29 protein-coding genes and 1 pseudogene are annotated in these 26,401 nt (G+C 62.5%); 15 read left to right on the top strand and 15 right to left on the bottom strand.

The window, feature by feature from the left end:
* Nucleotides 1-2 precede the first annotated feature (2 nt).
* The 7 genes from AB7245_RS19995 to AB7245_RS19965 form a co-directional block, all read right to left on the bottom strand.
* Nucleotides 3-524, bottom strand: coding sequence for an RNA polymerase sigma factor (locus tag AB7245_RS19995; RefSeq protein ID WP_063983741.1), 522 nt, complete (start codon nucleotides 522-524; stop codon nucleotides 3-5).
* Nucleotides 521-730, bottom strand: coding sequence for a YgaP family membrane protein (locus tag AB7245_RS19990; protein ID WP_439034748.1), 210 nt, complete (start codon nucleotides 728-730; stop codon nucleotides 521-523). Before AB7245_RS19990 ends, AB7245_RS19995 begins: the two co-directional genes overlap by 4 nt.
* A 95-nt stretch (nucleotides 731-825) precedes the next feature.
* Nucleotides 826-2,010, bottom strand: a complete 1,185-nt coding sequence (locus tag AB7245_RS19985) for a serine hydrolase domain-containing protein (protein WP_439034747.1) — start codon at nucleotides 2,008-2,010, stop codon at nucleotides 826-828.
* 73 nt (nucleotides 2,011-2,083) lie between these two features.
* On the bottom strand, nucleotides 2,084-2,773 hold the full coding sequence (locus AB7245_RS19980) for a GNAT family N-acetyltransferase (RefSeq protein WP_439034746.1): 690 nt from the start codon (nucleotides 2,771-2,773) through the stop codon (nucleotides 2,084-2,086).
* 4 nt (nucleotides 2,774-2,777) lie between these two features.
* Nucleotides 2,778-3,125, bottom strand: coding sequence for a Lin0512 family protein (locus tag AB7245_RS19975; RefSeq protein ID WP_063983745.1), 348 nt, complete (start codon nucleotides 3,123-3,125; stop codon nucleotides 2,778-2,780).
* A gap of 180 nt (nucleotides 3,126-3,305) precedes the next feature.
* Complete coding sequence (locus AB7245_RS19970) at nucleotides 3,306-4,970, bottom strand: acetolactate synthase large subunit (RefSeq protein ID WP_439034745.1); 1,665 nt, start codon at nucleotides 4,968-4,970, stop codon at nucleotides 3,306-3,308.
* Nucleotides 4,971-5,222: 252 nt separating this feature from the next.
* Complete coding sequence (locus AB7245_RS19965) at nucleotides 5,223-6,116, bottom strand: LysR family transcriptional regulator (protein WP_439034744.1); 894 nt, start codon at nucleotides 6,114-6,116, stop codon at nucleotides 5,223-5,225.
* Between the two features lie 117 nt (nucleotides 6,117-6,233).
* Here AB7245_RS19965 and AB7245_RS19960 point away from each other — a divergent pair, with 117 nt between their 5' ends.
* Entirely contained in the window at nucleotides 6,234-6,461 is a 228-nt protein-coding gene (locus AB7245_RS19960) for a tautomerase family protein (protein ID WP_014495867.1), read from the top strand.
* Here AB7245_RS19960 and AB7245_RS19955 read toward each other — a convergent pair.
* The 3 genes from AB7245_RS19955 to AB7245_RS19945 form a co-directional block, all read right to left on the bottom strand.
* Entirely contained in the window at nucleotides 6,448-7,092 is a 645-nt protein-coding gene (locus AB7245_RS19955; RefSeq protein WP_439034743.1) for an O-methyltransferase, read from the bottom strand. The two genes, AB7245_RS19960 and AB7245_RS19955, sit on opposite strands and share 14 nt — an antisense overlap.
* A gap of 19 nt (nucleotides 7,093-7,111) precedes the next feature.
* Nucleotides 7,112-7,738: a PadR family transcriptional regulator gene (locus AB7245_RS19950; protein WP_354179890.1), complete on the bottom strand. Its 627-nt coding sequence runs from the start codon at nucleotides 7,736-7,738 to the stop codon at nucleotides 7,112-7,114.
* A gap of 128 nt (nucleotides 7,739-7,866) precedes the next feature.
* Nucleotides 7,867-8,418, bottom strand: coding sequence for a carboxymuconolactone decarboxylase family protein (locus AB7245_RS19945; RefSeq protein WP_166095692.1), 552 nt, complete (start codon nucleotides 8,416-8,418; stop codon nucleotides 7,867-7,869).
* Nucleotides 8,419-8,487: 69 nt separating this feature from the next.
* On the opposite strand from AB7245_RS19945, the gene AB7245_RS19940 reads away from it, so the two are divergent.
* Both AB7245_RS19940 and AB7245_RS19935 read left to right on the top strand, forming a co-directional pair.
* On the top strand, nucleotides 8,488-8,841 hold the full coding sequence (locus AB7245_RS19940) for an MmcQ/YjbR family DNA-binding protein (protein WP_439034742.1): 354 nt from the start codon (nucleotides 8,488-8,490) through the stop codon (nucleotides 8,839-8,841).
* 100 nt (nucleotides 8,842-8,941) lie between these two features.
* Nucleotides 8,942-9,097 carry a hypothetical protein gene (locus AB7245_RS19935; RefSeq protein ID WP_094184234.1) on the top strand — a complete coding sequence of 52 codons (156 nt, stop codon included), beginning with the start codon at nucleotides 8,942-8,944 and terminating at the stop codon, nucleotides 9,095-9,097.
* 77 nt (nucleotides 9,098-9,174) lie between these two features.
* Here the strand turns inward: AB7245_RS19935 and AB7245_RS19930 are convergent, their stop codons facing one another.
* On the bottom strand, nucleotides 9,175-9,645 hold the full coding sequence (locus tag AB7245_RS19930; protein ID WP_166095682.1) for a MarR family winged helix-turn-helix transcriptional regulator: 471 nt from the start codon (nucleotides 9,643-9,645) through the stop codon (nucleotides 9,175-9,177).
* A gap of 148 nt (nucleotides 9,646-9,793) precedes the next feature.
* Here AB7245_RS19930 and AB7245_RS19925 point away from each other — a divergent pair, with 148 nt between their 5' ends.
* The 3 genes from AB7245_RS19925 to AB7245_RS19915 are packed head-to-tail and all read left to right on the top strand — an operon-like array spanning nucleotide 9,794 to nucleotide 11,572.
* Nucleotides 9,794-10,195 (top strand): Ohr family peroxiredoxin, encoded by a 402-nt coding sequence (locus AB7245_RS19925; protein ID WP_028149769.1) that lies wholly within the window; start codon nucleotides 9,794-9,796, stop codon nucleotides 10,193-10,195.
* A gap of 32 nt (nucleotides 10,196-10,227) precedes the next feature.
* The gene (locus tag AB7245_RS19920) at nucleotides 10,228-10,641 is read left to right on the top strand and encodes a cupin domain-containing protein (protein WP_439034741.1); all 414 of its coding nucleotides are present in this window, start codon (nucleotides 10,228-10,230) and stop codon (nucleotides 10,639-10,641) included.
* A 52-nt stretch (nucleotides 10,642-10,693) separates the two neighbouring features.
* The gene (locus AB7245_RS19915) at nucleotides 10,694-11,572 is read left to right on the top strand and encodes a bifunctional helix-turn-helix transcriptional regulator/GNAT family N-acetyltransferase (protein ID WP_439034740.1); all 879 of its coding nucleotides are present in this window, start codon (nucleotides 10,694-10,696) and stop codon (nucleotides 11,570-11,572) included.
* Between the two features lie 6 nt (nucleotides 11,573-11,578).
* Here AB7245_RS19915 and AB7245_RS19910 read toward each other — a convergent pair whose 3' ends face one another.
* Nucleotides 11,579-12,799, bottom strand: a complete 1,221-nt coding sequence (locus tag AB7245_RS19910) for an MFS transporter (protein WP_439034739.1) — start codon at nucleotides 12,797-12,799, stop codon at nucleotides 11,579-11,581.
* Nucleotides 12,800-13,121: 322 nt separating this feature from the next.
* On the opposite strand from AB7245_RS19910, the pseudogene AB7245_RS19905 reads away from it, so the two are divergent.
* Nucleotides 13,122-13,584 (top strand): annotated as a pseudogene (locus AB7245_RS19905) (cupin domain-containing protein).
* A 17-nt stretch (nucleotides 13,585-13,601) separates the two neighbouring features.
* Here AB7245_RS19905 and AB7245_RS19900 read toward each other — a convergent pair.
* Entirely contained in the window at nucleotides 13,602-14,180 is a 579-nt protein-coding gene (locus tag AB7245_RS19900; RefSeq protein ID WP_439034738.1) for a DUF308 domain-containing protein, read from the bottom strand.
* Nucleotides 14,181-14,283: 103 nt separating this feature from the next.
* A complete protein-coding gene (locus AB7245_RS19895) occupies nucleotides 14,284-14,868 on the bottom strand; it encodes a TetR/AcrR family transcriptional regulator (RefSeq protein ID WP_439034737.1) in 585 nt (194 codons plus the stop codon).
* 78 nt (nucleotides 14,869-14,946) lie between these two features.
* Between AB7245_RS19895 and AB7245_RS19890 the strand changes: the two genes are divergently transcribed.
* From AB7245_RS19890 to AB7245_RS19855, 8 genes are all read left to right on the top strand, one after another.
* Complete coding sequence (locus tag AB7245_RS19890) at nucleotides 14,947-15,444, top strand: peptide deformylase (protein WP_135215227.1); 498 nt, start codon at nucleotides 14,947-14,949, stop codon at nucleotides 15,442-15,444.
* A gap of 443 nt (nucleotides 15,445-15,887) precedes the next feature.
* Nucleotides 15,888-17,630 (top strand): tetratricopeptide repeat protein, encoded by a 1,743-nt coding sequence (locus AB7245_RS19885; RefSeq protein WP_439034736.1) that lies wholly within the window; start codon nucleotides 15,888-15,890, stop codon nucleotides 17,628-17,630.
* Nucleotides 17,631-18,238: 608 nt separating this feature from the next.
* A complete protein-coding gene (locus tag AB7245_RS19880; RefSeq protein ID WP_439034735.1) occupies nucleotides 18,239-19,333 on the top strand; it encodes a transglycosylase SLT domain-containing protein in 1,095 nt (364 codons plus the stop codon).
* Between the two features lie 397 nt (nucleotides 19,334-19,730).
* Complete coding sequence (locus AB7245_RS19875) at nucleotides 19,731-20,732, top strand: ABC transporter substrate-binding protein (RefSeq protein WP_439034734.1); 1,002 nt, start codon at nucleotides 19,731-19,733, stop codon at nucleotides 20,730-20,732.
* 296 nt (nucleotides 20,733-21,028) lie between these two features.
* Nucleotides 21,029-22,702 carry an arylsulfatase gene (locus tag AB7245_RS19870; protein WP_071914791.1) on the top strand — a complete coding sequence of 558 codons (1,674 nt, stop codon included), beginning with the start codon at nucleotides 21,029-21,031 and terminating at the stop codon, nucleotides 22,700-22,702.
* Between the two features lie 360 nt (nucleotides 22,703-23,062).
* Nucleotides 23,063-23,326, top strand: coding sequence for a hypothetical protein (locus AB7245_RS19865; protein WP_028157629.1), 264 nt, complete (start codon nucleotides 23,063-23,065; stop codon nucleotides 23,324-23,326).
* A 253-nt stretch (nucleotides 23,327-23,579) separates the two neighbouring features.
* Complete coding sequence (gene clcA, locus AB7245_RS19860; RefSeq protein ID WP_439034733.1) at nucleotides 23,580-24,908, top strand: H(+)/Cl(-) exchange transporter ClcA; 1,329 nt, start codon at nucleotides 23,580-23,582, stop codon at nucleotides 24,906-24,908.
* 360 nt (nucleotides 24,909-25,268) lie between these two features.
* Complete coding sequence (locus AB7245_RS19855) at nucleotides 25,269-25,655, top strand: hypothetical protein (protein ID WP_085402293.1); 387 nt, start codon at nucleotides 25,269-25,271, stop codon at nucleotides 25,653-25,655.
* Nucleotides 25,656-25,802: 147 nt separating this feature from the next.
* Here AB7245_RS19855 and AB7245_RS19850 read toward each other — a convergent pair whose 3' ends face one another.
* Nucleotides 25,803-26,321: a hypothetical protein gene (locus AB7245_RS19850; protein WP_439034732.1), complete on the bottom strand. Its 519-nt coding sequence runs from the start codon at nucleotides 26,319-26,321 to the stop codon at nucleotides 25,803-25,805.
* Nucleotides 26,322-26,401: the final 80 nt, after the last annotated feature.

The following is a 26,401-nucleotide window of genomic DNA, read 5'->3' as shown; positions in this document are numbered from 1 at the left end:
TCTCACCTCGTCAGATATTCGCGCATCAGGGCACGGGCGCGATGCAGGCGCGCCTTCACGGTCTGCCTGGACGCTCCGAGCGCGGCGGCGATTTCGTCGATGGTCATTTCCTTGACGTCCCGCATCAGCGCGACATCGCGATAGTGCGCTGGCAACGCTTCAAACGCAGCCGCCACGTCAAGACGCAAATCGGCTTCGGAACGCGACAGCAGCAGAGCCTCCGCCTCGCCGTCGTCGATCGATGGCGCGAGGCCCGCCTTGCGCGCGAGCCGCAGACATTCGCGGCGGACCACGCTGAACAGCCACGCGGAAAAAGCGACCAGCGAGCGGATCGTGCCGACATGGCGGAACAGGATCCACATCGCCTCCTGGGTTGCATCCTCGGCATCCGCCGAGCTGCGGCAGGTGGCGCGTGCGTAGCGGCGGATATCCGGCTGCGCCGTCTCGAGCAGAGACGCGATCGCCTGGGGATCGCCGAGCCGGGCCGCCTCGAACAGGCTTGACGAGATCGCCGCCGCACTCACGACACGCCTCCTCGTCCGATCCCGGCCATCGCGCACATCGGGCAATAGCCGACGAGCCCCGTCAATGCGAAGCCTGCGCCCCCGAGCGCCACCAGCCACGCCGCGACGCCGGCGAGATACACGAATGCGGCAATCGCAACCGTAATTCCGAGCGCAACCCGCACCGCCTGATGCAGACCGCCGATATTCTTCCTGTAGAATGCCATCACATCCTCCAAAATGAGCCGAAGCAAAATGCCTCGACCATCAAGAGGACGCGAAGGCCGGAAAGGATTCGCGGACGCCGGCAATTTTTTCGCGATCAGCCCCCGACCGCCTGGTAGGCCAGGCGCTTGAACTCGAAGAAGAAGGGGTTCCAAAAGCCCATATGGCGCTGGGCCATCAGCACGCCGGCGGTGTTGGCCTGCGGACAAATCCACCAATGGGTGCCGGCAAGCCCACCCCACTGGAATTCGCCGGTCGAATTCGGGGGATCGAACGGCGTCGGCGCAAAGGTGACGGCGCCGCCGAGACCAAAGCCCTTGCCGGGGATCGGCCCGAGATTGGCAAATCGGATGGTCTGGCCCGCGGGCAACTGGTTCGTCATCATCTGCTGCAGCGTGTCGGGCTTTAGCAGCGCATCCGGACCGGGTAGCAGCGCGCGTACCAACGCGAGCATGTCGGGCAAGGTCGAGACCAGACCGCCGCCGCCCGACAGCCGCGGAAACGGCCGCCGATAGGCCTGCGGATAAGGCAGATTGTCGGCCCGCGTCAGGCCCGGCTTCATCGGATCGAGCACGTCAGCGCCGGTATAGAGCGCAACCAGCCTGCCCTGCTGCGCCTCGGGCACTGAAAAGCCGGTATCGACCATACCGAGGCGATCGAAGATGCGCGCCTTGAGGAAGGTGTCGAGCGCATGGCCGGAGACGACCTCGATTACGCGGCCGAGCACGTCGGTCGCGACCGAATATTCCCATCCCGTGCCGGGATGATAGGACAGCGGCAGATCGGCAAGCTTGTCGATCATGTCGGTCAGCGGCGTGAGCGGATTGAGCACGCGCGCCTCGTTATAGCCTTTGAACAGCACCGTGCCGGGATCGAAGATGCCGTAGCTGAGGCCCGAGGTGTGGGTCAGAAGCTGGCGGATCGTGATCGGGCCCTTCGCCGGCTCGACATCGGCAAGGCTCGCGGCACCCTTTTTCAGCACCTTACGATTGCCGAGCTGCGGCAGGAATTTTTCGACGGGATCATCAAGCCCGATGCGGCCCTCCTCGACCAGCAGCATGATCGAGCACGTCACGAAGATCTTGGTATTGGAAAACGCGCGGAAAATATGGTCAGACCGGAGCGCCGTCTTCGCCTCGCGATCGGCAAAGCCGACGCATTGCTGGTCAACCACCTCATGACCACGGAGCACGGCCCAGGACACACCCGGAATGATCTCCTGATCGACATAGCGTTCCATCGCCGTCCGTGCGGCGGAAAAATCCGTTGTCCTGACGTCCATGTGTTTCCCCCAAATTATGGTTGGGATGGATATAGCGCGCTTTCGCGGGAAATGAAGACCGTCCGATCGGCCCTCAAATCTTCATCAGCGCCGTGACGTGCAGCCGGCGACGGATCTTCATGCCCTGCCGTTCGTACAGCGCAATCGCCGAGACGTTATGAGAAAACACGTGCAGGAACGGAATTTCGCCGCGCGCCTCGATCCGGCGCGCGACCGCCGCCAGCAGCGCCTGCGCGTAGCCGCGCCCACGATAGTCCGGATGCACGCAGACGGCGGTCATCTCGACGAACTTGCCCGGCTTCATCCGCTCGCCCGTCATCGCAACCAATTCTCCACCAACGCGGATGCCAAGGAAGGTGCCGAGCTCATGGGTGCGCAACGCGAACGGACCAGGCTTGGTCAGCTCCGTCAGCGCCATCATGCCGGCGACGTCGGCCGCACCCAATTTGACGATCTCGGCATCACGAAGCGGACTGTCGGCCGGCGAGCCGATCATCTGCTCGCCGGTCTCGGCCAGAACAACCTTGAAATTGGCGGGAACGTCGACCGGCTCCGGCGTGAACAGCGCGGCAACCTGCGAGCCCGCCAGGAGATCACCGAGCGCGGCGAAGCTTGCCTCAGACATGTCGACCATGTCGGCAAACGGTGTCATGTCCACGGGATAGCGCCGCGCGCGCGGGCCGCCCTCCGCCAGATGCTTCTGGCTCGTCGTCAGCGCGCTCCAGATCGGACGATCCAGTAGCCACTCATCGCTGTCGGACACCGGCCTAGTCCTTGTCGAAGCTGACGATCACCGCCGCATTGGCGATCAGGATGGGATCGTTGGCCACTTCCGTGGCCGAGGGAATCTCCAGCCCGCCCTTGACCGCAGTTACGGTCACCGTGCCGTAAGGCAGCTCTTTCGCAACGGCGTCCTTGTCCACCGCTTCAGGATTGGGCACCGCAATCGTGACATCGACGAACATATCGTTCGCGGTCTTCCCGATCATCCGGAAGAAACCAAGGCTCGAATGCCTGATGGCATCCGACACCGCACGCTTCGCCGCCTTGGTGGCGTCCCTGCCGTGGACGTCAACGCCCATGCCCATCTCGGTGATACAGCGAACGCGAGTCATGTCTTATTCCTGTGGTTGGTTGAGCTACGTTGATGCAGGTTGTTATCGGATTTTGGCTGATCAGCATACTCCGTCATTGCGAGGAGCAAAGCGACGAAGCAATCCAGACTGCCTCCGCGGAAAGATTCTGGATTGCTTCGCTGCGCTCGCAATGACGATGTGGCGAGAGCATCGACCACATCACGCCTTCGACTTCTCATGTGCCCGCAGCTCGTCGACCAGCACGCGCACATTCTCCGAATAGTCGATCGGGATCACGACCAGATGCACGCCGCCCTCCTTGAAGGCCGCATCGAGCGTTAGGCCGAAGCTGTCGATGCTCTCGATGCGATGTCCCTTGGCGCCGTAGGCCTTCGCGTAAAGGACAAAATCGGGATTGCCAAAGGTCATGCCGTAATCGGCGAAGTGATCGACGGCCTGCTTCCAGCGGATCATGCCGTAGGCGTTGTCCTCGAGCACCAGCACGACCAAATTGAGCTTGAGGCGGACGGCGGTCTCCATCTCCTGGCTGTTCATCATGAAGCCGCCGTCGCCGGCGACCGCGAGCACGCGGCGCTCGGGATAGAGCATCGCAGCCATCATGGCCGACGGCAGGCCGGCGCCCATCGTCGCCAGCGCATTGTCGAGCAGCAGCGTGTTGGCGACGCGGGTTCGGTAGTTGCGCGCGAACCAGATCTTGTACATGCCGTTGTCGAGCGCGACGATGCCATTCTCCGGGATCACCTGGCGGATGTCGTGCACGATGCGCTGCGGTGTCGGCGGCCAGCGCGCCTCGGTGGCGCGGTCTGCGATGTGCGTGAGGATCTCCTCGCGCAACGGCAACAGCGCCGCCGCCTGCGGCAGCTTGCCTTCGAGCCGGTCGGCGAGCAGCTCCAGGCTCGGACCGACGTCGCCGACGACCTCGGCATCGGGGAAATAGACCAGCTCGACGCTCGCCGGCGTGTAGCTGACGTGAATGACCTTCGGTCCCGACGGCCCCATGATGAAGGGCGGCTTCTCGATCGGGTCATGGCCGATCGCCACGATCAGATCGGCTGCGTCGATCGCGTCGTGGACATAGTCGCGCTCTGATAGCGCCGCCGTGCCCATGTAGAGATTGGTGCCGCCGGGCACCGTGCCCTTCCCCATCTGTGTCGTGAAAAACGGAATGCCGGTTCGCCGAACGAAGCTGGCGATGCCGTGGGTCGAGCTCGGCCGGCTGGTCGCAGCTCCCATCATCACCAAGGGACGTTTTGCGGCCAGGATCATCTCGGCCGCGCGGTCGAGCGCGGCGCGATGGGCGACCGGAATTTCAATCGGATGGACCGGGATCACGGGGACAGCCGGCACTTCATCGCCCGCGATGTCCTCGGGCAGTTCGAGATGCACCGGCCCCGGCCGTTCCTCCATCGCCACGCGAAAGGCATCGCGCACCACGGTCGGAATGCTGGAGGCGCTGATGATCTGCCGAGAGAGCTTCGTCAGCGGCTTCATGGTCGCAACCACGTCCACGATCTGGAAGCGCGCCTGCCGGCTGCTCATGATCGGCTTCTGGCCGGTGATCAAAATCATCGGCATCCCGCCGAGATGGGCATAGGCGGCACCCGTGGACAGGTTGAGCGCGCCTGGGCCGAGCGTCGAGAGACACACTCCAGGCTTGCCGGTCAGCCGACCGTGCGTGGCGGCCATGAAGGCCGCGGCCTGCTCGTGGCGGGTCAGGACCAGCTCGATCTTGGAGGTGCGCAGCGATTCGACGAGGTCGAGATTTTCCTCTCCGGGGATACCGAAGATGCGATCGACGCCCTCGTTCTCCAGCGCCGCGACAAACAGGTCCGATCCTTTTGCCTTGCGTTCCTGCCCGCTCATGTCGCCTCCGCTCGCTGTGCGTCCCGTGGTCGGGAGCGGTCATATGGTAGCGGCTCGTGGCGCAGGCACAACTCACAAAGAGGCGGGCGATTGTTCCAACAGCGTCAATACGATCGCAGCGAAGCAATCCAGAATCTTTCCGCGGATATTTCTGGATTGCTCCGCCGCGCTCGCAACGACGCCGTTTCCGAATTCCGGTAGAGTGGATTGACCGACTGTTCGGGTGTCTTTTGCCTGTCGGGCTACGAAGCTCTACAACTTCGCCTCAGCAAAGATGCCTGATATCCAGTCGAGGAAGACGCGCAGGCGGAGCGCTAGCTGGCGGTTTTGCGGATAGAGCGCGGAGAGCGGCGTCGGCGACGGCGGATAGCCGGCCAGCACCTCGACCAGCGCACCGCTGGCGAGATCCGCCGCGAAGCGATAGCGGGGCGCCTGCGTCAGGCCGAAGCCGAGCCGCGCGAGATCGGCCATGGTGTCGGAATTATTGACGCGAACCCGGCTCGGCAGCACGACATTGCGCAGCGCGCCGGCGACGGAAAACTCCAGCGGCAAAACATCGCCGGTGCGCGAGGAGATGAACGCGATCATCTGATGGCCGTCGAGCGTATCAGGCGTCGCGGGCATGCCGTGGCTGGCGAGATAGCCCGGGCTCGCCACCGTGATTTCCTCGACGGTGCCAAGGCGCCGCAAAATCATCCCGCTGTCCTCGGGCTCGCCCGACCGGATCGCGCAATCGATGCCCTCGCGCACGAGATCGACCAGCCGGTCGCCCTGCCCGATCTGCAAGTCGAGCTGCGGATGGCGCGCCAGGAATTCCGGCAGGTGCGGCAAGATGAAAGTGCGGGTCAGCAAAGGATGTGCGTCGATACGCAGCAAGCCACGCGGTCGCGCATCGCGCATCGTGGTTTCGGCTTCCTCGACCTCCGCGAGGATGGCGACGCAGCGGCGGTAATAGTCCTCGCCATCGAGCGTCGGCGTGACATGCCGTGTCGTGCGTTCGAGCAGGCGCGCGCCCAGCCGCGCCTCGAGCCCGCGCAAAACCTCGCTCGCCGTCGAGCGGGGAATGCCGAGATCGGCAGCCGCCGCCGTAAAGCTCTGCCGTTCGACGAGGCGGACGAACAGGCGCATGGCGTCAAATCGGTCCATGGCCGATTGTTCACCACAGCCGACAAGTGATGACAAGTTTTTCGCGATTATCCGGTCGCGGCGATCGGGCATTCTCGAACAGGAGCAACCACACCCCATCACACGGAGAGACCCATCATGCCCTTTGCCAATATCAAGATCCCTCAGGCCGCCTTATCGCGGGCGCAGAAGGCGGAGATCGTGCACAACCTCACCGCGCTGTTCGCGCACTATTTCGGCGAAGCGGCGCGGACGCACACCATGGTGCTGATCGAGGAAGTGCCTGATGGCGGTTATGGCCGCGCCGACGAGGTGTTCGTGGTTCCCGACGCCTATCGCGCAAGCGACGCCGCTACCTCACCTTGAGGCTGAGCTCGGTGCCGCCCTTGAGCGGCAGCGTCATCGATACGAAGCCGTTGTCGGGATCGCGGATGAAGGCGAGATAGTCGGGCTCGGCATTGTCGTTCATGACGTAGCCGCCGACGCGCAGCTGCGGCGCGACGATCCCAATCACCTCGCGCGCCAGCGAGGGACCGCTCTCACCCGGCCAGCCGTCGATCAGGACGAAGTCGACGGGATCGCCGAGATCGCGCAAGGTTTTTCGCGCATCGCCCTCGCGGATCTCGGCATAGTCGGCAAGGCCGGCCTCGGCGAGATTGCGTTTGGCGGTCTCGACCTTGGCCGGCACGATCTCCGAGCCGATCACGGTACCGCCGCCATTGTCGCGGATAGCGGCCGCGAAATAGAGAGTGGACATGCCGACCGAGGTGGCGAACTCGGCCACGCGCGTAGCACGCAAGCCACGGCACAGCAGATAGATCAGTTCGCCCTGCTCGGAATGAATCGAAAAGCCCTGCTCGGCATAGGCGTGGGGATCACGGCTGTTGAAGGAGCCGCGCGGCCCGCCGCCGGCCGGCCGCTGCCGCGCGCCTTGGAGGCGCGCGAGGACGGCGTTGACGCGTGGGTCTTGAATCGGGCTGTGGGGCCGATCATTCATGTGTTGCTTCGCCTCTCAGTTATTTGCCGAGGATTTCCGCGGCGGCACGATCCAGGATCGCCGCGATGCGGCGCGCCTCGGCGGGGTCGCTGCCAAGCCTGGAACGCAGCGCGCGCTTGAGGTTGTGGCGGGCACGGTGCAATTCGTCGGAGGCGTCGGCATCGAGATCGCTGACGCCGGCAAAGGCCTCGCGCACCTCGTCCATGCGGCGCCCGATCCGCGACAGCGCTTGCAGGATCGCGTCCGCAGTCGCGCGGTTCTCGGCGAGATGCGCCTCGCCCTGCGGCGTGATGCTGTAGAGCTTTCGACCGCCATCCTGCTCGACGCTGCTGTGGCCGACCTCTTCCAGATAGGTCAGCGCCGGATAGATCACGCCCGGGCTCGGCGTGTAGAAGCCGTCGGACCGCTCCTCGATGATCTTGATCAGCTCGTACCCATGAGCCGGCTTTTCGGCGAGCAACGCCAGGATCACGAGCTGAAGGTCCTGCGAGGACAGCCGCCTTGCGCCGGGGAAATCACCGCCCGGGCCGCGCCCGAAGAAGCCGTGCCCGCCGCGGCCGAAGCGTCGACCGCCGCCGTGCCGGCCCATGACGAAATGGGCGAAATGCCCGAAGTGGAAGTCTCTTTGGTCTCGTCCGTGGTGCATATCGTACGTCCTTTTGTAAAACATATCTTACGATATAGCTTGCGATAGACAGTCCACAACCCACAAATCTGTGATCGGGCGCCTTGGCGCCGGTCCCGGCTCGGGGGACCAGCACAGCCGGGGGCCGATTACTCCGCGGCTTCGCTGTGGGGAACGCCCTGCTCGACCTCGAGCTGAAGGATGTCGTTGAAGCGGTTGAAGGCACCGCAGAGCGCGATGCGCCAGGTCAGCTCGACGATCTGGGCTTCCGAGAAATGCGCGCGCAGGCGAGCGAAGATCTCGTCGCGGGTCTTGTTCCAGTTGTTGGTGACGGCGATGGAATATTCGACGACGAGCTTGTCGAGCTCATCGAGCTCGGGATGGTCCTTGTAATCGACGAGGCGCGCGGCGCCGTCCTCCGACACGCCCTGCACCGCCAACTTTGGTGCGTGGTGCGAGACACAATAGTCGCATTTGTTGAGCAGCGAGACCGTGACCAGCGCGAGCTCCAGATGGCGCTTCGAGACATTGCCTTCTTCAGCAAGATCGACCAGCAACGACCACATATGCTTGAAGATCGGCAGGCGGTGCGCCATGACACCGGCCTGGTTCTCGAACGCGCCGTAGGTCGTCATCTTGTCCCACAACGGCCTCAGCGCCTCCGGCAAATCGTCCCTGGTCTTGATCGAAACGCGCGACATGGCCATTCATCCCTGGTTGGAAGACGCATGTTGCCATAACGGCGGGCCTTTCGTCTCAAGTGCGAGCGCATGACACCCAAGACATTCGAAGCCCGCTGTTTGCGCCTGCCCGCGGCCACCAAGGTCGTGCAGTGGGAAGGCACCTCCGTGTTCAAGGTCGGCGGCAAGATGTTCGCGCTCGGCGGCGGCTTTGCCGCGGGCTCCGGCGGCTACATGTTCAAGGTCTCGGACATGGCCTATGCGATGCTGATCGAGCATGGCGTGGCACGACCGGCGCCCTATCTGGCGCGCGCCAAATGGGTGCAGCTCACCAGCAACAACGCACTTCCCGATGCGGAACTCGCCGCCTATCTGGCGCAGGCCCATGCCCTGATCGTCGCAAAGCTCGCGCGCAAATCGCGCAAGGCGCTCGGGCTGGACTAAGCACTCTCCACAACGTGATGCGCTGATCAACGTACTCCCATTGGACTTTTGCTGCACCGCACCTAGCTCGAAGCAAAGCCCATTCGAGATGGAGTGCTCCATGAGCAAGCCCAACACCACTGCAGCCAACACTTATCGCTATGAACTCGTGCATGATGATGATGACGCCGACTTCGTCGCTTACCAGCGCCGTCGCGAAGACGGGTTCTGGCAGACTTTTGCGACTTGGATGATTCCGCGCACGGTCTGCAACTAGAGCCGCGCGCTTTTCCTCGTACTTGTATCGGAGGCGGAAGCCGCCTCCGACTTTCCCAGCGGGAAGGCGCTGCCCGCTCAGCGTTTCTTCTCTCCGGCCGCCTGGGTCGCGCGCAACAGGTTGTCGCGCAGCCGGCTCACCGTCTTCTGCACCACCGGAAAATCGTCGCCGAGACCGGTCGCCTCGATCACGGACTCGCCGAGATCCTGTTCGATCAGTTTTCGGCCGCCCGGCGTCAGGCTTACCCGCACCTGCCGCTCGTCGGCGGGATCGCGGTGGCGTTTGATGTAACCGATCTGCTCGAGCTTCTTCAGGATCGGCGTCAGCGTGTTGGATTCCAGAAACAGTTTGTCGCCGAGCGCGCTGACGGTCTGCTCGTCCTCGTCCGACAGCGCCACCATGGCGATGTACTGGGTGTACGTCAGCCCCACCTTGTCGAGCAGGGGCTTGTAAGCGCGGCCGAAGGCCAGATTGGCCGAATAGACGGCAAAGCACAGGAAATTCGACAGTTTTCGGCCTTTGCCGGCGGCTTTGGCGGGACGGGACACGTGAACCTCCGCAATTTGTGATCTCCGGGTCAATATAAATCGCATCCGATTAAATCGGAAGAGCTTGACCGGACAGAGCGGCGGGTTTATTTCAAACCGCATCCGATTAGATCGGATGCGATTTAACTCGAGCCCGAAAGGATCCGCCATGACCACCGCTGCAAAGCTTCTCTTCACCGGCAAGACCCACGTCACCTCCGGCCCCGACGGCGCCGCGCACGCGAACGACGGCTCTCTCGATATCAAGCTGGCCCAGCCGCACCCGGCCGCCGAGAACCTGTTCGCCGCCGCCTGGTCGGCCTGCTACCTCGGCGCGCTCGGCCTCGCCGCCGCCCAGCGCAAGGTCAAGCTGCCGAGCGAACCGTCGGTCGACACCACGATCGACCTGAGCAACGCCAATGGCGCCTTCTTCCTGCGGGCCCGTCTCGACGTCAGCGTTCCCGGCGTCGATCGCACGATCGCCCAGGAGTTGATCGAGGCGGCGCACGGCATCTGCCCCTACTCCAAGGCCGTCCACGGCAACATCGAGGTGACCACCACCCTCGTCTGATCCGCCATCAAACGAATAATCAGGAGCCGACCATGAGCCCCTATCCATTACGAACCCTGCGCATCCTTGCGAGCGCTGCCGTGCTCGCCACCAACCTTCTCACCTTGCCGGCAGCAGCCCAGCCGGCCGGCGTCACGCGCACCGACCTCCAGCGCCATGATCTCAGCGCGCCTGGCCGCGAGGCGGTCCAGGTCCGCGTCGACCTCGCGCCCGGAGTTGCGTTCGGCCGGCACACGCATCCAGGCGAGGAGATTATCTATGTGCTGACAGGCGCCATCGAATACGACGTCGAAGGCAAGCCCCCGGTGACGCTTAGGGCAGGCGACGTGCTGTTCATTCCAGCGGGAGCGGTTCATGCGGCGAAGAACGTCGGCCCGGACACCGCAAGCGAGCTTGCAACCTATATCGTCGCCAAGGACAAGCCGCTGCTGACGCTGGTGAAGTGAGACCGGTCGTCTCGATTGACCCGCACACAATATCTGACTAAAGTCAGGTATCATGCTCGATCCCGTCTCCCGCGTCCGCCGCTTCAATCGCGCCGTGACCTCCGCCGTCGGTGCGCTCGACACCTCGTTCCTCGGGCGCGGCCGGCCGCTCGGGGCGGCGCGCGTGCTCAATGCGATCGGACATGGGCGCTCGGACGTGGCGGAGATTCGCGACTATCTCGGGCTCGATTCCGGATTGATGAGCCGGCTGCTCCGCAGCCTCGAGGACGAAGGGCTGGTCGAGACCACGACGCATGAGGACGATGCGCGCCGCCGTGTCGCGACGTTGACGCGTGCGGGACGGCGCGAGTTCGCAGCCTACGAGGCGCTGTCCAATACGCAGGCCGAAGGCTTCCTGGTGCAACATTCGCAGCGCGAGGCACTGCTGGCGGCGATGGACCTGATCGCCTCCGCATTGACGCGCGAGCGCGTCGCGCTGGAGGAGATGGATCCGCGGAGCGAAGAAGCACGTTATTGCCTGCGCGAGTACTATTCCGAGCTCGGCCGCCGCTTCAAGCAGGGTTTTGACGTCTCGCTGTCGCGCGATCCTGACGCCAAGGACATGCGCCGGCCGCGCGGCACCTTCATCGTGGCGATGTCCGACACGCTCCCGATCGGCTGCGTCGGACTGAAGGGAACGGATCACGGCTATGCCGAGATCAAGCGTCTCTGGGTTGCCCCTGCAGCGCGCGGACTGCGGCTCGGCCGGCGCCTGATGGACGCGGCCGAGAATGCCGCACGCGACCTCGGCGTCACGCTGCTGCGGCTCGACACCAACAGCGCGCTCGCCGAAGCCGGCCAGCTCTACCGCACCACGGGCTGGCGCGAGATCCCCCGCTTCAACGATGATCCCTACCCGGATCTCTTTTTCGAAAAGCAGATCCAGTCATAGACCTCGTCACGCCGCCGCCACCGCGGCCTCGCCTTGCGGCTTCGCGAATGGCCTGAAATTCATCGCCATCAGGAAGGCGCCGAGGCCCATTGCCCAGGAGGCGATATAGAGCCAGGCGTAGCTGGAGAACGCGTCGTAGATCAGGCCGCCGGCGAGCGGGCCGGTCGCCATGCCGAGGCTGCCGGCCATCGCCGTGCCGCCGATCACCGTGCCCATCATGCGCAGCGGAAAGTTTTCGCGCACCAGCACGGCATAGAGCGGCATGGTGCCGGCATAGATGAAGCCGAAGACGGCGCCGACCGCGTAGAACGTCGCGAGCTGCTGCGCGAAGACATAGGCGAGCGCGCCGAACGCCTGCAACAGCAGGCCCGTCACCAGCACGCGCTTGGCGCCGAAACGATCGCCGAGCAGCCCGAAGGCGATACGGCCGCCCATGCCGGCAAAGCCCTCGATGCTGTAGATCGTCACAGCCGCGATCAGCGGGATGCCGCAGCTCACGGCATAGCTGACGGTGTGAATGATCGGGCCCGAATGGGTGGCGCAGCAGAAGAAGTTGGTGGCGAGCAGGATCATGAATTGCGGCGAGCGCAGCGCCTCGCCCAGCGACATCTCCCCTTGCGGCGCGCTCTCGCCCGCAGGCGCGGCCACGAGATGCGCGAGCGCGGGCGGGCGTCGCACCAGGAACGAGACCGGGATCATGATGGCGCCGACCACCAGCGCCACGATCTGCATCGAGGTGCGCCAGTCGTGGCCGGAGACGAGCCAGGCCGCGAGCGGCGCCATCGTCATCGGCGCCATGCCCATGCCGGCCGACACCAGCGAGACCGCGAGGCTGCGATGGGTGTCGAACCAGCCGGTGACGGTCGCCATCATCGGCGCGAAGATCGCCGCGCAGGAGGCGCCGACCAGAAGGCCGAACATGACCTGGAACGCCAGCAGCGAGGTCGCATGGCTTGCCGCGAACAGGCTGAGCGACAGCACTATCGATCCCGTCAGCACCACCGGCAGCGGCCCGAACCGGTCGGTCGCCGTGCCCCAGGCCATGCTGGTGAAGGCCATCGCCAGGAACCCGATCGTCATCGCGCTGGAAATGCCGGTCACCGACCAGCCGGTGTCCTTGGCGATCGGCTGGAGGAACACCGGCAGCGAGAACATGCCGCCGATCGCGACGCAGCCGAGCAAGCCGCCGGCGGCGACGATCACCCAGCGATAGGAAGAAGCGTTCATTTGGGTCTCCCGTCAGGTCTGTCTGGGTGGAAGACGAATGGGAACTGCGCCTGCCGACAACGGCATCGAGGACACCAGATTTTTTTGGCGCCGCCAAACAAAAATCCCGAAAACAACCCCATGCACAGTAGCCGGCCGCTGCCGGATCAAGGACTTACCAACGACCCGCAACGTCAGGGCCGCGTTTGACACGTCGGGCAAAACACCGGCACAATGTCATCATCCCGCCAACGCGATCTCATCATGCTCGGACGCTGCCGATCTGGCGCACGCCACCGATCCGGTGCGCTGTCAATGCTCCGATTTCGGAGGGAATGCTTGCATGCCGAAGATTGATATAGCCACCGTGCCGGGCCGGAAAGGCTCCGGTTATCCCGCGCCGCTCGACGCGCCCTGCGCCGAGCGCATCCGCCAACGGCTGGGCAATGCCGGAAAGCTTAAGGATTTCGGCGTCAACCTGATGCGTCTGCCACCGGGCAGCTGGTCGAGCCAGCGACACTGGCATTCGCATGAGGACGAGTTCGTCTATGTGCTCGAAGGCGAGCTGACGCTTGTCGAGGACGAGGGCGAAACCGTGCTGAGCGCCGGCGACTGCGCCGCCTTCCCGAAGGGAAGCGGCAACGGCCATCACATGATCAACCGGTCCGATGCAACGGCCGTCTACCTCGAAGTCGGCTCGCGCTCGCCCCGATGACCTCATCACCTGCTCCGACGTCGACATGATGAGCCCGGCTTCCAGCGGCCGATTCCTGCACAAGGACGGCACGCCCTATCCGCACGAATGAACGGCAACAGCGACGCCTCACATGGCTGCGCCACGCCGCCACTCGGTCACGGTCAGCCATACCGCCGAGACCAGGAAGTAGATCGCGCCGACCGCAGCGTAGCCCGCGACATTTGCGATCGTTGGAGACATCGGCGTCGTGGCCTGAAAGATGAAGAAGCCACCGGCCAGAGCCGACTGACCGCCGCTGAGCACCATCGCCCACTGCGCGCCAAAACTTCTCCAGCGGCGAATCGCGGTCCCCAGCTGGAGCAATCCGGACAGGATCGCCCAGGCCCCGAAGACGCCGAGCACCCCGTTCATGCTCGTCTGCAAGGCGACGAGGACCGCGACAGCGGTCACGAGGCTGACCAGAACGTTCAGCGCCTGCGTGCGATTTTGAGCGAGCCCGCCACTGCGCAACGCGTCGACCAAGTTCGCCGCCGCATCCCATGCCGGATAGAGCACGAGCAAGGCTCCGGCAATCGCCGCGGATGACGGCCCGACGGCAAAGGCGGCAACGACCCAGGCGACGGAGAACGCCGCCCGGATGAAGTAGTAGAGCTTCAGCCATTGCTCGCGGTCGGCCCGAACGAGATCCAATTGATGATGCGTCACTGCACTCTCTCCTTTACCTACTAGTTGGTGGTCTTACGCGCAACAAAACGCGTCCGCCCCCAGCGTGTCTGCGGGCGTGTCGTTGTCGTCTCGTCGATATGTTTCAGTGCCTGGCGGACAACCGATCCAGCAGCGGCCCGGTGATCACACCGAACATCTTTGGATCGCCATAGGCACGCGCCGACAGCATCGCGCCGTGAACGGTCGCCATGAAGCCTTCAGCCTCGATCTTCGCTGCGCTGGAGAGATGCAGCTGCCCCTTCCGCTTGCCGCGCTCCATCACCGAGGTCAGCCACGACGCCAGCGAACGGAAATGCGCGCGGACTTCAAGCGCCACCTCCTCCGGCAGGATCGGAAGCTCGCAGGCAAGCAGCGCACACACACAGAAAGGCGCCGTCGCATCATTGATGCACGCCTCCCAATACCCGACATAGCTTTTGAGCTGGTCGCGGGGGTCCGCGACATTGCGTTCGAGCGCGGACAGTCCCGCCTCGGCTTCCGCGCGATAGCGCGACACGAGGGTTCGGACCAGATCGACCTTGCTGGCGAAATGGTGGTGGATGCTCGGCTTGCGGATGCCGACGACGTCCGCCACATCGGCGTAGCTGAAGCCGTTATAGCCGCCCGCGATGATCAGGGTGCGCGCGCAGGCCAGGATGTCGTCGGCCGTCGAGGAAACGTTGGTCATGGCGGATTGACTACCTTCCAGTTGGTAGGCAGTCAAGAACGGGATGCTTCAACCATCCGTGAGTGGTAGGGAGCCTGCATGACCATTCGTCCCCTCCTCCGCTATCCCGATCGCCGGCTCGCGACGCCGGCCCATCCCGTCACCGCATTCGACGGCGCGTTGCGCGAGCTTGCAGCCGACCTGCTCGACACCATGCGCGCCGCGCCCGGCATCGGCATCACGGCGCCGCATATCGGCGTGCCCTTGCGCGTCGTCGTGCTCGAGCTCGACGCCAAGGCGGGCCCGCAAACCTACGTCAATCCGGAGATCGAGTGGGCTTCGCCCGAGATGATCCTGCACAAGGAAGGCAGCGTCTCGATGCCCGGCGTCAACGACGAGGTCCAGCGCCACGCACGGGTGCGGATCAGCTATCAGGATGTTGACGGCAACACGCACAGCGAGGAGTCGGACGACTTGCGCGCCGTCTGTCACCAGCACGAGATCGACCAGCTCGACGGCATGTTCTGGATTCAGCGGCTGTCGCGGCTGAAGCGGGAACGGCTGGTGAAAAAGTATGAGAAGATGTCGCGGGATTGAGCGCATCGCCAGTGCAGGCTCCCCGACAGCCGGGGTTGTGGCCGCGTGTCGCAATTCGGCGATGCTCATGGATTTCGATAGAGGTCGGCACTGGGTCTCGGCATACAGAGCGAGATTTCAGAGAGAACTCCCGCCACTGCAGCTCCAGGTTTGCACGAAATTCAAGCCGATTGGCGTTGTGCTTCCAGAGGGCGTGTACTCATTGAGGCGAGATGTCCGCTTTCGGATGCGAAGCAGAACTCACGTGCTCGATCCAAGCCTTACCGGTCGTGACCCAACTCGGACCATCCGAGTTGCCGCACGCTTACTGCCACCGTGCAACAGCAAATGCCGCCTCGGGGCAACAGGGCCCTCCCGCGATTACCGCTCACAGGTCCGCAACAAAGTGCTAGGCTCCTCCTGGCCCCAGCGACGAATTTTTGGCTGGCCGTTCGGAGAGCGCTGTGACGGAGCAGCGGGTTCAAAGGCGATTAGCGGCGATTTTGGCTGCCGACGTGGTCGGTTACTCTGCGTTGATGCAACGCGCTGAGGAAGCTACCTATGCCGAGTTCGAGCGGCTCAAGCGAGAACTGATCGAGCCGAGCCTCTCCCGCCACGAAGGCCGTCTAATCAAGACAACGGGTGATGGCGCACTCGCCGAGTTCGCCAGTCCCCTCGCCGCCATGAGATGCGCGGTTGAGATACAGGATCATCTCGCCGAGGGTAGCGGTCCATTCAAGCTACGCATCGGGCTCAACCTTGGTGACGTGATCGTTGGACAGGACGACGACCTTTACGGCGACGGGATCAACATTGCTGTTCGGCTGGAGGGGATCGCCGATCCGGGCGGTATCCTGATTTCCGACAAGGTCTACAACGAAGTCGAGGGCAAGCTAGACGCTGGCTTCGAGGATCGTGGCGAGCAGCAGCTCAAGAACATCTCCAAGCCGGTCCGCGCCTACGCTGTCCGCGCCGGAGCGCCAGGGGCGCTGACAGAGGGGCTGAGTGCGGCCCCGCCACACCCGGACAAGCCTTCCATCGCCGTACTGCCGTTCGAGAACATGAGCGGCGATCCCGAACAGGAATACTTTGCGGACGGAATGGTCGAGGAGATCATCACCGCGCTGTCGCGCTTCAAGTCGCTGTTCGTGATCGCGCGCAATTCGAGCTTCACCTTCAAGGGGCGAGCGGTCGATATCAAGGAAGTCGGGCGAAGGCTCGGCGTGCGCTATGTCCTCGAGGGGTCTGTGCGGAAGGCGTCGGGGAAAGTTCGCATCACAGGGCAGTTGATCGATGCGGTTACAGGCGCACACATCTGGGTGGACAGGTTTGAGCGTGACCTGACCGACGTTTTTGCTCTTCAGGACGAAGTAACGCTCGCCGTTGTGTCGGCCATTGAGCCAAAGATGCTTCAAACAGAAATTGAATTGGCGACGCGGCGGCGGCCAGAGAACCTCACCGCGTATGATTTTTATCTCCGTGCCATGCCGCAGTTCTACCTAAGGACCCGCGAAGGGTTGGCCGAGGCAATCCGACTGTTCCACCGCGCCTTGGAGCTCGACCCTCGGTTCGGCGCTGTCGCGGCTCTGGCAGGTGTCTGCCACATGCTCAACGTCCTTTTGGGCTATGCCAACGATCCTCAGTTCGACCGCAAGGAAGCGGTTCGGCTTGCTCGTTTGGCATTGAGCATCGACGATGGCGATCCGGACACGTTAGCAAGGGCTGCCGTAATCTCGGCGTTCATGGTCGGCGATTGTGAAGCCGAGATCGAAATGGCTGACCGGGCGGTCGGGCTCAACCCAAATTCATGGCTCACATGGAGCTGCAGAGGCCATGTCTATAGAATTGCGGGGCTGCCGGAGGAAGCGATCTGGAGCTTTGAACGTGCCGTTCGCATGAGCCCAGTAGACCCGCTACTATACATGACGCTTACTGGCATTGGGCAGGCCCTTATCGAGCTTCGCCGCTTTGACGAAGCCATCGTCGTATTGAAGAAAGCCCTTCGTCAGAACCTTTATTTGGCAACTTACCAATGGCTCGCGTCCGCCTTCGCCCATCTCGGACGTGACGCTGAGGCGCACGACGCGGCGGCGCGTGTGCTTGAGATCGATCCCGCCTTTACAATATCGGCGCTTATCGCCCGGGCCGGACTATCAAACGCAAAGCTGTTTATTGAGGGTCTTCGGAAAGCGGGGTTGCCCGATTAGCTCTCCATCCCATGAGGCGATTGAATAGCGGCACTCTGCTGCGACGCATGAGTCCGGTTATGGCCCATCGCTTCAGTTTGCGACATGTCCGGAGCGGGGAGTAGACCGGAAGTCGTCGAGCTACGGGCCAAGCGACGCGATTGACCCAACTGAGACATTGGCGCACTAGTTTACTGTTGCGCAAGAATGCGGCAGGCGCTGTGGTGAGCTGCAACGCTCCGGCCCGAGCGGAGACAACGGTCACGGCAGACCTGAGCTTGGCTAGACCGGCTCCGCTGAGACCGACGCTAGCAGCCATAAAGCGGATCGCGATTGTCCATTCCCAGCGAACCGTCCTCGGGTCTTGCGACGTCGCGGCCTCGAGATGCTTGGGAGCGGCGTGCGCGCGGGCGCCGGTCTCGATGCGCTAACGCACGAAGATGCCTTGTTTAGCGATGGTTGCGCGATATGGCGCCCGTCCTGTTCCTCGGCGGGAGGCGCATCACGACCGCAACTTTCAATTTAGGCAATCTTGGCGACGCGGCCGAGACTGGCCGCACCTGCGCCACAGGTGCGCCCCATTGTCATCCCCTCACCTCCTTAATCTGCGTGCCAAGTCGGGGACGTGAATGGGGGGGACCGCGGCCGCGCGGCTGGCGACATTGAAGATTTGGCAAACAAGCTGTATTGCCGGCGCGCTGACAGCGACTTCGCTTGTCGCGATTGGTCAGATCGCGGTACCGCGCCCAAGCATCGCAACGCCGAATGCAAGAGTGGCTGATGCATTCAGCGGCATCCCGCTGAATGTGACGACGGTTCTGACAAATGCTGGCGCCGCGTTTCCGGCCCCGGCCATCGAGACGAAATTCGATACAGGATTATCGGCTAATGCGATCGTTGCGGCGGGATTCGGCGCCGCGGCGCCGGACTCGGTGCCGCCGTCCGATGTAACCACTTCGCAAGAGCCAATGTTGCAGGTCGCCAGCCTTGAGGCAGCGTCGCCCGAGAACTCGGCAACGCTACAGCAGGACCGTCCGCCCGTTGCTTCGCCCAATCCGGGCGAAGGCAAACCGTCGTATCTCAAATACTACGTCTACTCGGAAATTCCGCCGCCGGAAAAACCCGCAAAGATCGCCTTGTCGGCGTTGAGCGACGTTCCGCTCGGAACGCCCGTCCAGGAGATCGAACGTGCAGCCGAAGCGTTCGGTGTCGATGTCAACTTCATGAAGGCGGTCGCCAAAATCGAATCCGATTTCAATCCCAGGCAACGCACCGGCTCCTATGTCGGCCTGTTCCAGCTGAGCAAGTATGAGTTCAGCAAATACGGATCGGGCGACATCCTCAATCCTCGCGACAACGCTGTAGGTGCCGCCTACAAGTTTCTCAGCGAGGCTGCGCTATTCGAAATATTGACGCAGAAAAAGCCGACCCTTTCCGACCTCTACCTGATCCACCAGCAGGGCTGGGAAGGAGCCGCCCAACACATCAGCCGTCCGCAGCGGATTGCCTGGAAGTCGATGTGCGCAACCCGGGAGGGCTCGGCAAAGGGCGAGCGATGGTGCAAGCGCGCTATCTGGGGCAATACGCTGCCTGCGGTCAAACGCGAATGGAAGTCGGTCGATGATCTCACCTCGGGTGCGTTCGTGGCGATGTGGCGGGACCGCGTCGACACGCTCTATGCCCGCTATCCTGTGCTAACGGCGGCGGCCGAACGCTCGAGATAGAACAGCTTGCGACTGCGCACACGCACACCTCTGGGTCGACATTCGTTTCGTCGAGAAGCTGTGTCGGCAATCTAGTTTCCGGCGCCAGGTAAGTTTGCGTTCCGCTCAGAGACTGGGTGGTTGTTCGGCTCCCGCGGCCGGATTGACCCAATACCTCGACCAGTGCCGCTCCGCGGCCCGGACTCCTAGATTATTCACAGGCAATCACGTCGGCTGATAACCCATCAGCGAAGTGACGACACTCCTCGTTGAGGTCCGCTTAGTGGGGTGAAGCGGACTGGATTTGCTCACTCTGAGTTCTTCGCATTTTGACCCAAAGCAGACTTTCACCGGCCTGATTACACTTCCAAGGCGCCACCTTTTGTCTGTACGATAGTTCGGCTTGGCTGAGGGCCGCATGAAACGGCGCAAGTTCATCACGGTTGTTGGGGGTATGGCTGCAACGTGGCCGTTCGCAGGTCATGCTCAGCAATCGACCAAGCTTCATCAGATCGGTGTGCTTTCACTCGGCCGCGGTGACAAGTCCGACGCAAGTCTAAAGACTCTCGATGCGTTTGTGCCGGCATTGCGTGTGCTCGGCTATACTGAAGGAAGGAATGTCGCGTTTTACCGTAAATTCGCAGACGGCGATGAGGACAAGCTCAACGAGTACGCGCAGGAATTCGTGACGCACCGCGTCGACGCAATTGTTGCTTTGGCTACCCCGGCCGTCCGCGCAGCCAAGAAAGCGACTTCCACCATTCCGATTGTCGGCATAGGCATGGCAGATCCCGTCGACGACGAACTCGCTTCCAGCCTGGCGCGGCCGGGCGGCAATGTCACCGGGACGGCATTTCTCGGCCCGGAGTTGGTGTCCAAACGGCTTCAACTGCTTAAGGAGATCGTTCCCGGTCTCTCTCACGTTGTCGTTTTGTGGCACCCTCGTGCATACGGTGAGCGCACAATGAAGGGGATGCTGAACGAGATTGAGAGCGCCGCCCGATCTCTCGGAGCAAGCCTTAAACTTGTGCCGGCGGATAGCCCCGCCGATCTCGAAAGAGCGTTTGCGGAGTTGGCCAAAGCGCGAGCGGATGGTCTCGTCGTGTTTCCTAGTCCGATGCTGTACAGCCAGTACTCTCGGATTGTACCCTTTGCCGAGAAGAACCGCCTCCCGACGATCTACGCCGCCAGAGAGGGCGTGGAGCTCGGTGGCCTTGTCTCTTACGGGGTCAACCTGCCTGACCTGTCACGCGCGACCGCTATCTATCTGGACAGAATACTCAAAGGCGCAACGCCGGCCGAGTTGCCGATACAGCAGCCAACCAAGTTCGAGCTGGTTGTAAACCTTAAAGCGGCCAAGGCGCTTGGTTTGGCGGCTGGTCGAGACTCTCTCCTGACCGCCGACGAAGTGTTCGAGTGAGCAGGCAGAATGTCTGCGATTGGCCCCGTTGAGAAATGCCGCCCCTCACGATGAATGTCGGTTTTCGGGGGTAAAGCGGAAGTAGCGCGGACATCGCCAAACCGTCGCTTTTGACCCGCAGCGGACATCGCGGAGCGACGCCTAGCAAGCGGCATAGACCCGTCACAATCGGTGTCTTGATCTAAATCAAACAATCGCACATTGAACACGCTGTGGCGCAGAGCTAAAAAGCACGACTGCGACATATCCATTCGTTTGGCACAAGTGACCGACCTTTGAAATCGGAGGAAGCAGTCATGAGTATCCGAAAGAGTGTTGCGCACGGCATGTTCGCACTGTTCGGCGCGATGTTGGTTGCGGTACCTCAAGCGACCGCACAGCAGCAGAAGCGGCCAAATGTCGTCATGCTAATGACGGATGACACTGGATGGAACGATTTCGGCGCCTATAGCGGGGGTGGCGCCGCGCTCGGCCATCCAACACCAAACATCGACCGGATCGCTAAGGAAGGCGCGACGTTCACGAACTGGTACGGGCAAGCAAGCTGCACGGCAGGCCGCGCCTCGTTTATAACCGGACGTATTCCGATCCGTTCGGCGCTCTCCATCGTGGTCGCTCCGGGCGATGAGAATGCGCTCAAAAAGGAGACGCCGACCATAGCCGAATTTTTTCAAAAGAACGGCTACTCCACCTACTTTTCTGGCAAGTGGCATCTCGGTGATAAGCCGGAGTCCTATCCGATCGAGCACGGGTTCGACGAGATGAAGGCGTTCGCCGCATACTATCCGGGCGTCTACACCTATGCCGATACGTCCAAGTGGTTTCATCCATGGTTTCCCTCGTACAACCCAGAGATCGCGAAAGCCTATTTTGATGTCGTAAACATGTACGAGTGGGAGGGAGTTGCTGGACAACCGGCGAAGAGAGGCGAGTACATTACGTACGATTACCTCGCCAACTTTGACGTCCGGCAGGCTGATTACGCAATCGATTACATCAAGAAGCACGCCAAGGACGCCAAGCCATTCTTCATGGACGTCAATTTCATGAAGATGCACAACCCGACCAACGCATCATCAAAATTCGCCGGGAAGTCGCGGTTGGGCGATTACTCGGACTCGGTGATAGAGCTCGATGACGACATCGGCCGGATCATGGACGCGATCCGTGCCGAAGCGCCGAATACGATTGTGATCGTAACGGCAGACAACGGGGCGTGGCAGGATGCTTATCCTGATGCGGGCACCACGCCTTTCCGCGGCGAAAAGGGTTCAGCATTTGAAGGAGGCTGGCGCGTACCCGGGTTAATGTGGTGGCCCGAACACATTCCCGCCGGTGCAAATTACCATGAAATGATGTCCCATATCGACTGCTGGGCAACGCTCGCCAAGATGGTCGGCCTGAGCCCGCCGCCGCACGGCGCATGGACCGACGATAATGGCAGGCCAATCTACTTCGACAGCATCGACAACAGCGAGTACATCCTCGGCCGCGCGAAGCACTCGGCACGAAGGTCGTGGATTTACATCGACGGCGAAAGCTTCATGGGAGCGCGGGCGGATGTCGGCGGTGATCCAACCAACCCCGATCTCAGCATCGCATGGAAGTATCTCTGGACGGCCAAGGACACTTGGCTCGGTCCGGAGCAAAATCTCGGCGCGATTGGCTCGGTCTACAACCTGACGATGGACCCATTCGAGAAATACGACATGGTTTTCAACGGCGCGATGTCGGCACGTATGCCATTGCAGTCGCCGGGCAAGTACACCGGACAGGACAACGGCTGGGTCTTGGCACTAATCTTCCCGGTCGTGATGGAATTCAACAAATCGATTGCCGACTATCCAAGCATCAAGCGTAAGCCGGGCGGAGCCTCGAACGATTGGAGACCGGATCTGCAGCGCCCGGAAAACCCGGTCCCGATGCTCGACATGAAAAACCTGCCGAATATCAAGGGGAGCGGTGGGTAATATCGCGACGTCCCGTGAAGCCATTGGCTGACGGGCTGCATCAAGCGGCATACGGCGGGTCGGCTTTCACGAGCGGCTCGCCGTCGCGCATCGAGTGCTTGCCCGGCGGGAGCCAACGTCGCCTTTTGGCCCATCAGCGAAGTGACGACACCTTTCATTGAGGTCCGCTTGGTGGGGTAGAGCGGACTGACTTTGCTCACTCTGTGTTCTTCGCATTTTGACCCGAAGGCGACATCCGAGGAGGTCGCCAGGCAATAGCCTTGCTGAGATCACTCTCCTTGACATTTCAGCTTGTCGACGCTGACGCTGCATTGCTCGGCGATCGTCTTGCAGCCTTCGCAGCGTTGGAAAGGTATCACCATGAGGAAGACGTTGTTGGCTCTCGCTGCCGTCGCGACTTTGGTCGTTTCAGCAGCCTCGCCCGCTTATGCTGGTCCGCGCTATGATTACGGCCCCGGCGGCAATCCGTATCCGCGCACTTATCCCGGACCCGGCGGCTATCCGTACTGGTCGGGCTATGTCGATGCCCCGGTTGGAGAGCCGATCCCGCCCTGCCACTGGATAACCCAGCGCTTCTGGGACGGGCATGGCTGGCGCGAGCGCCGCGTGCGCATCTGCGGCTGATCAGGTCGCGGCTGTTTCAGGGCTGCAATGTCTGCTTTCAGGAGATAAGCGAACCAGGTCAAGCAGGTTGTCGAAGTCAGCCTGTGACCCAAAGCGAGGCCTTGGTTCGGCGCACCTTTTCGTTGGGACGTGCGGTGAGGTCCCTCGGAGAGGCAGTTGTTCGGTCAAGTTGGAAGCATTCTTTTCCGGGACATTCGCCAGTGATTTTGGCAAAGATTAGCCCTTGCGAAGGCCTCGGGATCATCGACCAGCCGTGGACCATAACCCTAACGACGACCGGCAAGTCGTAGACGAACGTCGCAGCCTGTTGGGGCTCGCGGCGATGGCGCTCATCATAGGAGCGGCGACTGGATGCGTTGGGGCGATCTTCCGGCTTTTGCTCGCGCATGCCGATCGTCTGCGCGATGCGATGATCGTCTGGGCCCATGGCCACGCAATCTGGGGGTTCTTGACTGTCGTCGGCGCGTGCGCTGTCGCGACCCTGGTTGCCGCGTGGATGGTGCGGCAATTCTCGCCACACGCTTCGGGCAGCGGCATTCCGCATGTCGAAGCTGTTCTGCGCGAAGAGATCCCGCCGGCTCCGTTTGGCCTGGTGCCAGTGAAATTCTTCGGCGGAATACTGGCGATCGGCTCCGGGCTGGCGCTGGGCCGTGAGGGGCCGACCGTCCAGATGGGCGCCGGTATCGCGGTTTTCGCTGCGCGCGTCTGCCGGTTGTGTTGGGCGGACTCGCGAGTGCTTCTGGCGGCCGGCGCCGGCGCCGGCCTTGCAACGGCCTTCAATGCGCCGATTGCCGGGCTCGTGTTCGTGCTGGAGGAACTGGTGCAGAGGTTCGAACACCGTGTTGCCATCGCCGCCCTTGCAGCACTGGCGACGGCGATCCCGGTCGCAAGGCTGCTTCTCGGTGACGCGCCCGACTTTCACATCGGGCCGCTGAGCTATCCCAGCGCTGAGTCCGCCCCGCTGTTCCTTACTCTGGGTGGCATCGCAGGCCTGCTGGCCGTCGCATACAATCGCACCCTGCTCGCGACCATCGCAGTTCGCGACCGATTTGGAGGGCTACCGATCGAGCTACGCGCCGGATTGATCGGCGCAAGCGTCGGCATGTTGGCCTGGTTCGCGCCCGAACTGGTCGGCGGCGGAGATCAGATCACGCAGCGGGCGCTGATCGGCCACGAGAGTGTGGGGATCCTGGGGGGCGCATTCCTGATCCGATTCGGACTCGGCGCTCTCTCATACGCTGCCGGCACGCCCGGCGGCCTGTTCGCACCCTTGCTCGTGCTGGGAGCCCAGTCTGGGTTGCTGTTCGGGGCGGCTTGCCGTCTTGCATTCCCGGCGCTCTCTATCCAGCCGGAAGCATTTGCTTTGGTGGGCATGGCCGCTCTCTTCACCGGCGTTGTGCGCGCGCCGGTGACCGGCATCGTTCTCGTCGCTGAAATGACAGGTAACGTGACGATGCTGCTGCCGATGCTGGGAGCTTGCTTCATGGCGATGCTGCTGCCCACGCTGTTGGGTAATGCGCCGATTTACGATTCCCTGCGTGAGCATACGCTGCGCTTGGAGCGGCAAATCAGACAGAGATGAGATCGGTGTCACCCACCCCAACGACGCCGATGCGTTGCAACGTTTTGAGCCTTCGACTTCCCCATCGGAAATTCTGTTCTTGAGCAGCGTTCATTTCCGCTTGTGGGCCCCTGGCGGACGCTTTGTGGTCTTTGCTCAGATGTCGGCTTGTGACCCAACGCGGACGTAACCGCTGTGCGAACGCGGGAACCAAGACCTCCTTCAATGCGACGAAACAAAACCTGCCGGGATGAAACCATTTTCCGGCGTTCACGAAGGCATGGTGAAACCGCCGGCCATTAGAAAGCGACCACAGGAAGCGATGGGCCGAGGGGGCGCTGCGTAAGGAACGACAATCGCCATGGGGCGAGGAGCGAAGCCATGTCACAGATTCGCAAAGCTCTTCTAGGCGCTGTCGCGACCGCGTTGACGCTCGGTGCAGTGCAATACGCTTCAGGTCACGACCTCGTAAACCGCTGGCAGGCGGTCTCCGAACAGCCAAGCCACATCGTCAATCGCGCCGGCAAGGCAGATCATCTTGCCGACCGCAAGCCTTTCGCAGTTCCGACGAAAACGGTTTCGCTGCGCTTGAACGATCTCGCCGATACCTCGGTCTTGCTGCGTATTCCGGCTGCGCAGGCCCGCACCACCAAGCCGCCGACGCTGCTGCGGAATCAGAGCCGTAAGCCGACACTTGCCTGCGAGCCCGTGGTCAGCGCGCTCACGGAAGTCGCAAGGCTTCTGCAGCCCGGCCGTTGCGTGACCTGATCGGCTCAATCCTCACCGTTCATACGCCGACCGGAACGCAAACGGCCGCGCCTTGCCTTCATGCGCCAACGGCTGCTCGAGGCAGCCGCCGATTGGTAGGGAGGGCGAGGCCTCTGTCGGAGGGAACTCCTACTTTAGCGGTTCGTCTCAGGCCGCGCCGGCCAGTGCCGCGGCATCGGCGCCGAGCCGAGGGCGTGCCAGAAAATAGAACGCGGTGACGTGCGTGATCATCAGCAGCGGCACGTAGATGATCGGGATCGCGTAGGTTGAGCCAAGCCACTCCGCATGCGCGGGAAGGCCGACCTGGATGGCGTCATAGTAGTCGACGACGAGATCGACCGTGCCCGCGAGATTGAAGGCGACGACGAACAGCCAGAAGAGCGTGCGTATCCTCACCGTGAGAAGCGCCAGCATGGCCAGCACCCCGGTCGCGAAGTCGCCCCAGGCGGCGAACATGGCGAAGCGAGCCGGCAGGTCCGGGCTCACGATGCCGGGAAGGATGAAGACGAGCCCGAAGAAGCGGAAGCTGTGCAGAGTGGCGATGGCACGGTGCGCGTCGCGCCCGTCCATCGACCTGAGCCAGGGCCAGACATACGTGCCGAAGCAGAGCAGCCACGCGACATAACCGAGGACAAGATGTATCTGGAAGAGAGTTTCTGTCGTCATTTTGGCCTCCGATCAGATCGCGACTAGCGCGTAGAGCAACGAGGTCCACAGTGCCGTGAATGGGACGGTCCAAAGCAGGC

The organism is Bradyrhizobium sp. 604_D8_N2_3, assembly GCF_051810765.1.
Lineage (GTDB): Bacteria > Pseudomonadota > Alphaproteobacteria > Rhizobiales > Xanthobacteraceae > Bradyrhizobium > Bradyrhizobium barranii.
The sequence above is the reverse complement of the archived record's forward strand: the minus strand, read 5'-3'. Positions and strand labels throughout refer to the sequence as shown.

Coding starts and splice junctions, on each gene's coding strand:
- AB7245_RS19990 (WP_439034748.1), bottom strand. CDS start 730: ATGGCATTCTACAGGAAGAATATCGGCGGTCTGCATCAGGCGGTGCGG.
- AB7245_RS19985 (WP_439034747.1), bottom strand. CDS start 2,010: ATGGACGTCAGGACAACGGATTTTTCCGCCGCACGGACGGCGATGGAA.
- AB7245_RS19975 (WP_063983745.1), bottom strand. CDS start 3,125: ATGACTCGCGTTCGCTGTATCACCGAGATGGGCATGGGCGTTGACGTC.
- AB7245_RS19970 (WP_439034745.1), bottom strand. CDS start 4,970: ATGAGCGGGCAGGAACGCAAGGCAAAAGGATCGGACCTGTTTGTCGCG.
- AB7245_RS19965 (WP_439034744.1), bottom strand. CDS start 6,116: ATGGACCGATTTGACGCCATGCGCCTGTTCGTCCGCCTCGTCGAACGG.
- AB7245_RS19960 (WP_014495867.1), top strand. CDS start 6,234: ATGCCCTTTGCCAATATCAAGATCCCTCAGGCCGCCTTATCGCGGGCG.
- AB7245_RS19955 (WP_439034743.1), bottom strand. CDS start 7,092: ATGAATGATCGGCCCCACAGCCCGATTCAAGACCCACGCGTCAACGCC.
- AB7245_RS19950 (WP_354179890.1), bottom strand. CDS start 7,738: ATGCACCACGGACGAGACCAAAGAGACTTCCACTTCGGGCATTTCGCC.
- AB7245_RS19945 (WP_166095692.1), bottom strand. CDS start 8,418: ATGTCGCGCGTTTCGATCAAGACCAGGGACGATTTGCCGGAGGCGCTG.
- AB7245_RS19940 (WP_439034742.1), top strand. CDS start 8,488: ATGACACCCAAGACATTCGAAGCCCGCTGTTTGCGCCTGCCCGCGGCC.
- AB7245_RS19935 (WP_094184234.1), top strand. CDS start 8,942: ATGAGCAAGCCCAACACCACTGCAGCCAACACTTATCGCTATGAACTC.
- AB7245_RS19925 (WP_028149769.1), top strand. CDS start 9,794: ATGACCACCGCTGCAAAGCTTCTCTTCACCGGCAAGACCCACGTCACC.
- AB7245_RS19920 (WP_439034741.1), top strand. CDS start 10,228: ATGAGCCCCTATCCATTACGAACCCTGCGCATCCTTGCGAGCGCTGCC.
- AB7245_RS19915 (WP_439034740.1), top strand. CDS start 10,694: ATGCTCGATCCCGTCTCCCGCGTCCGCCGCTTCAATCGCGCCGTGACC.
- AB7245_RS19910 (WP_439034739.1), bottom strand. CDS start 12,799: ATGAACGCTTCTTCCTATCGCTGGGTGATCGTCGCCGCCGGCGGCTTG.
- AB7245_RS19895 (WP_439034737.1), bottom strand. CDS start 14,868: ATGACCAACGTTTCCTCGACGGCCGACGACATCCTGGCCTGCGCGCGC.
- AB7245_RS19890 (WP_135215227.1), top strand. CDS start 14,947: ATGACCATTCGTCCCCTCCTCCGCTATCCCGATCGCCGGCTCGCGACG.
- AB7245_RS19880 (WP_439034735.1), top strand. CDS start 18,239: ATGGGGGGGACCGCGGCCGCGCGGCTGGCGACATTGAAGATTTGGCAA.
- AB7245_RS19875 (WP_439034734.1), top strand. CDS start 19,731: ATGAAACGGCGCAAGTTCATCACGGTTGTTGGGGGTATGGCTGCAACG.
- AB7245_RS19870 (WP_071914791.1), top strand. CDS start 21,029: ATGAGTATCCGAAAGAGTGTTGCGCACGGCATGTTCGCACTGTTCGGC.
- AB7245_RS19865 (WP_028157629.1), top strand. CDS start 23,063: ATGAGGAAGACGTTGTTGGCTCTCGCTGCCGTCGCGACTTTGGTCGTT.
- AB7245_RS19855 (WP_085402293.1), top strand. CDS start 25,269: ATGTCACAGATTCGCAAAGCTCTTCTAGGCGCTGTCGCGACCGCGTTG.
- AB7245_RS19850 (WP_439034732.1), bottom strand. CDS start 26,321: ATGACGACAGAAACTCTCTTCCAGATACATCTTGTCCTCGGTTATGTC.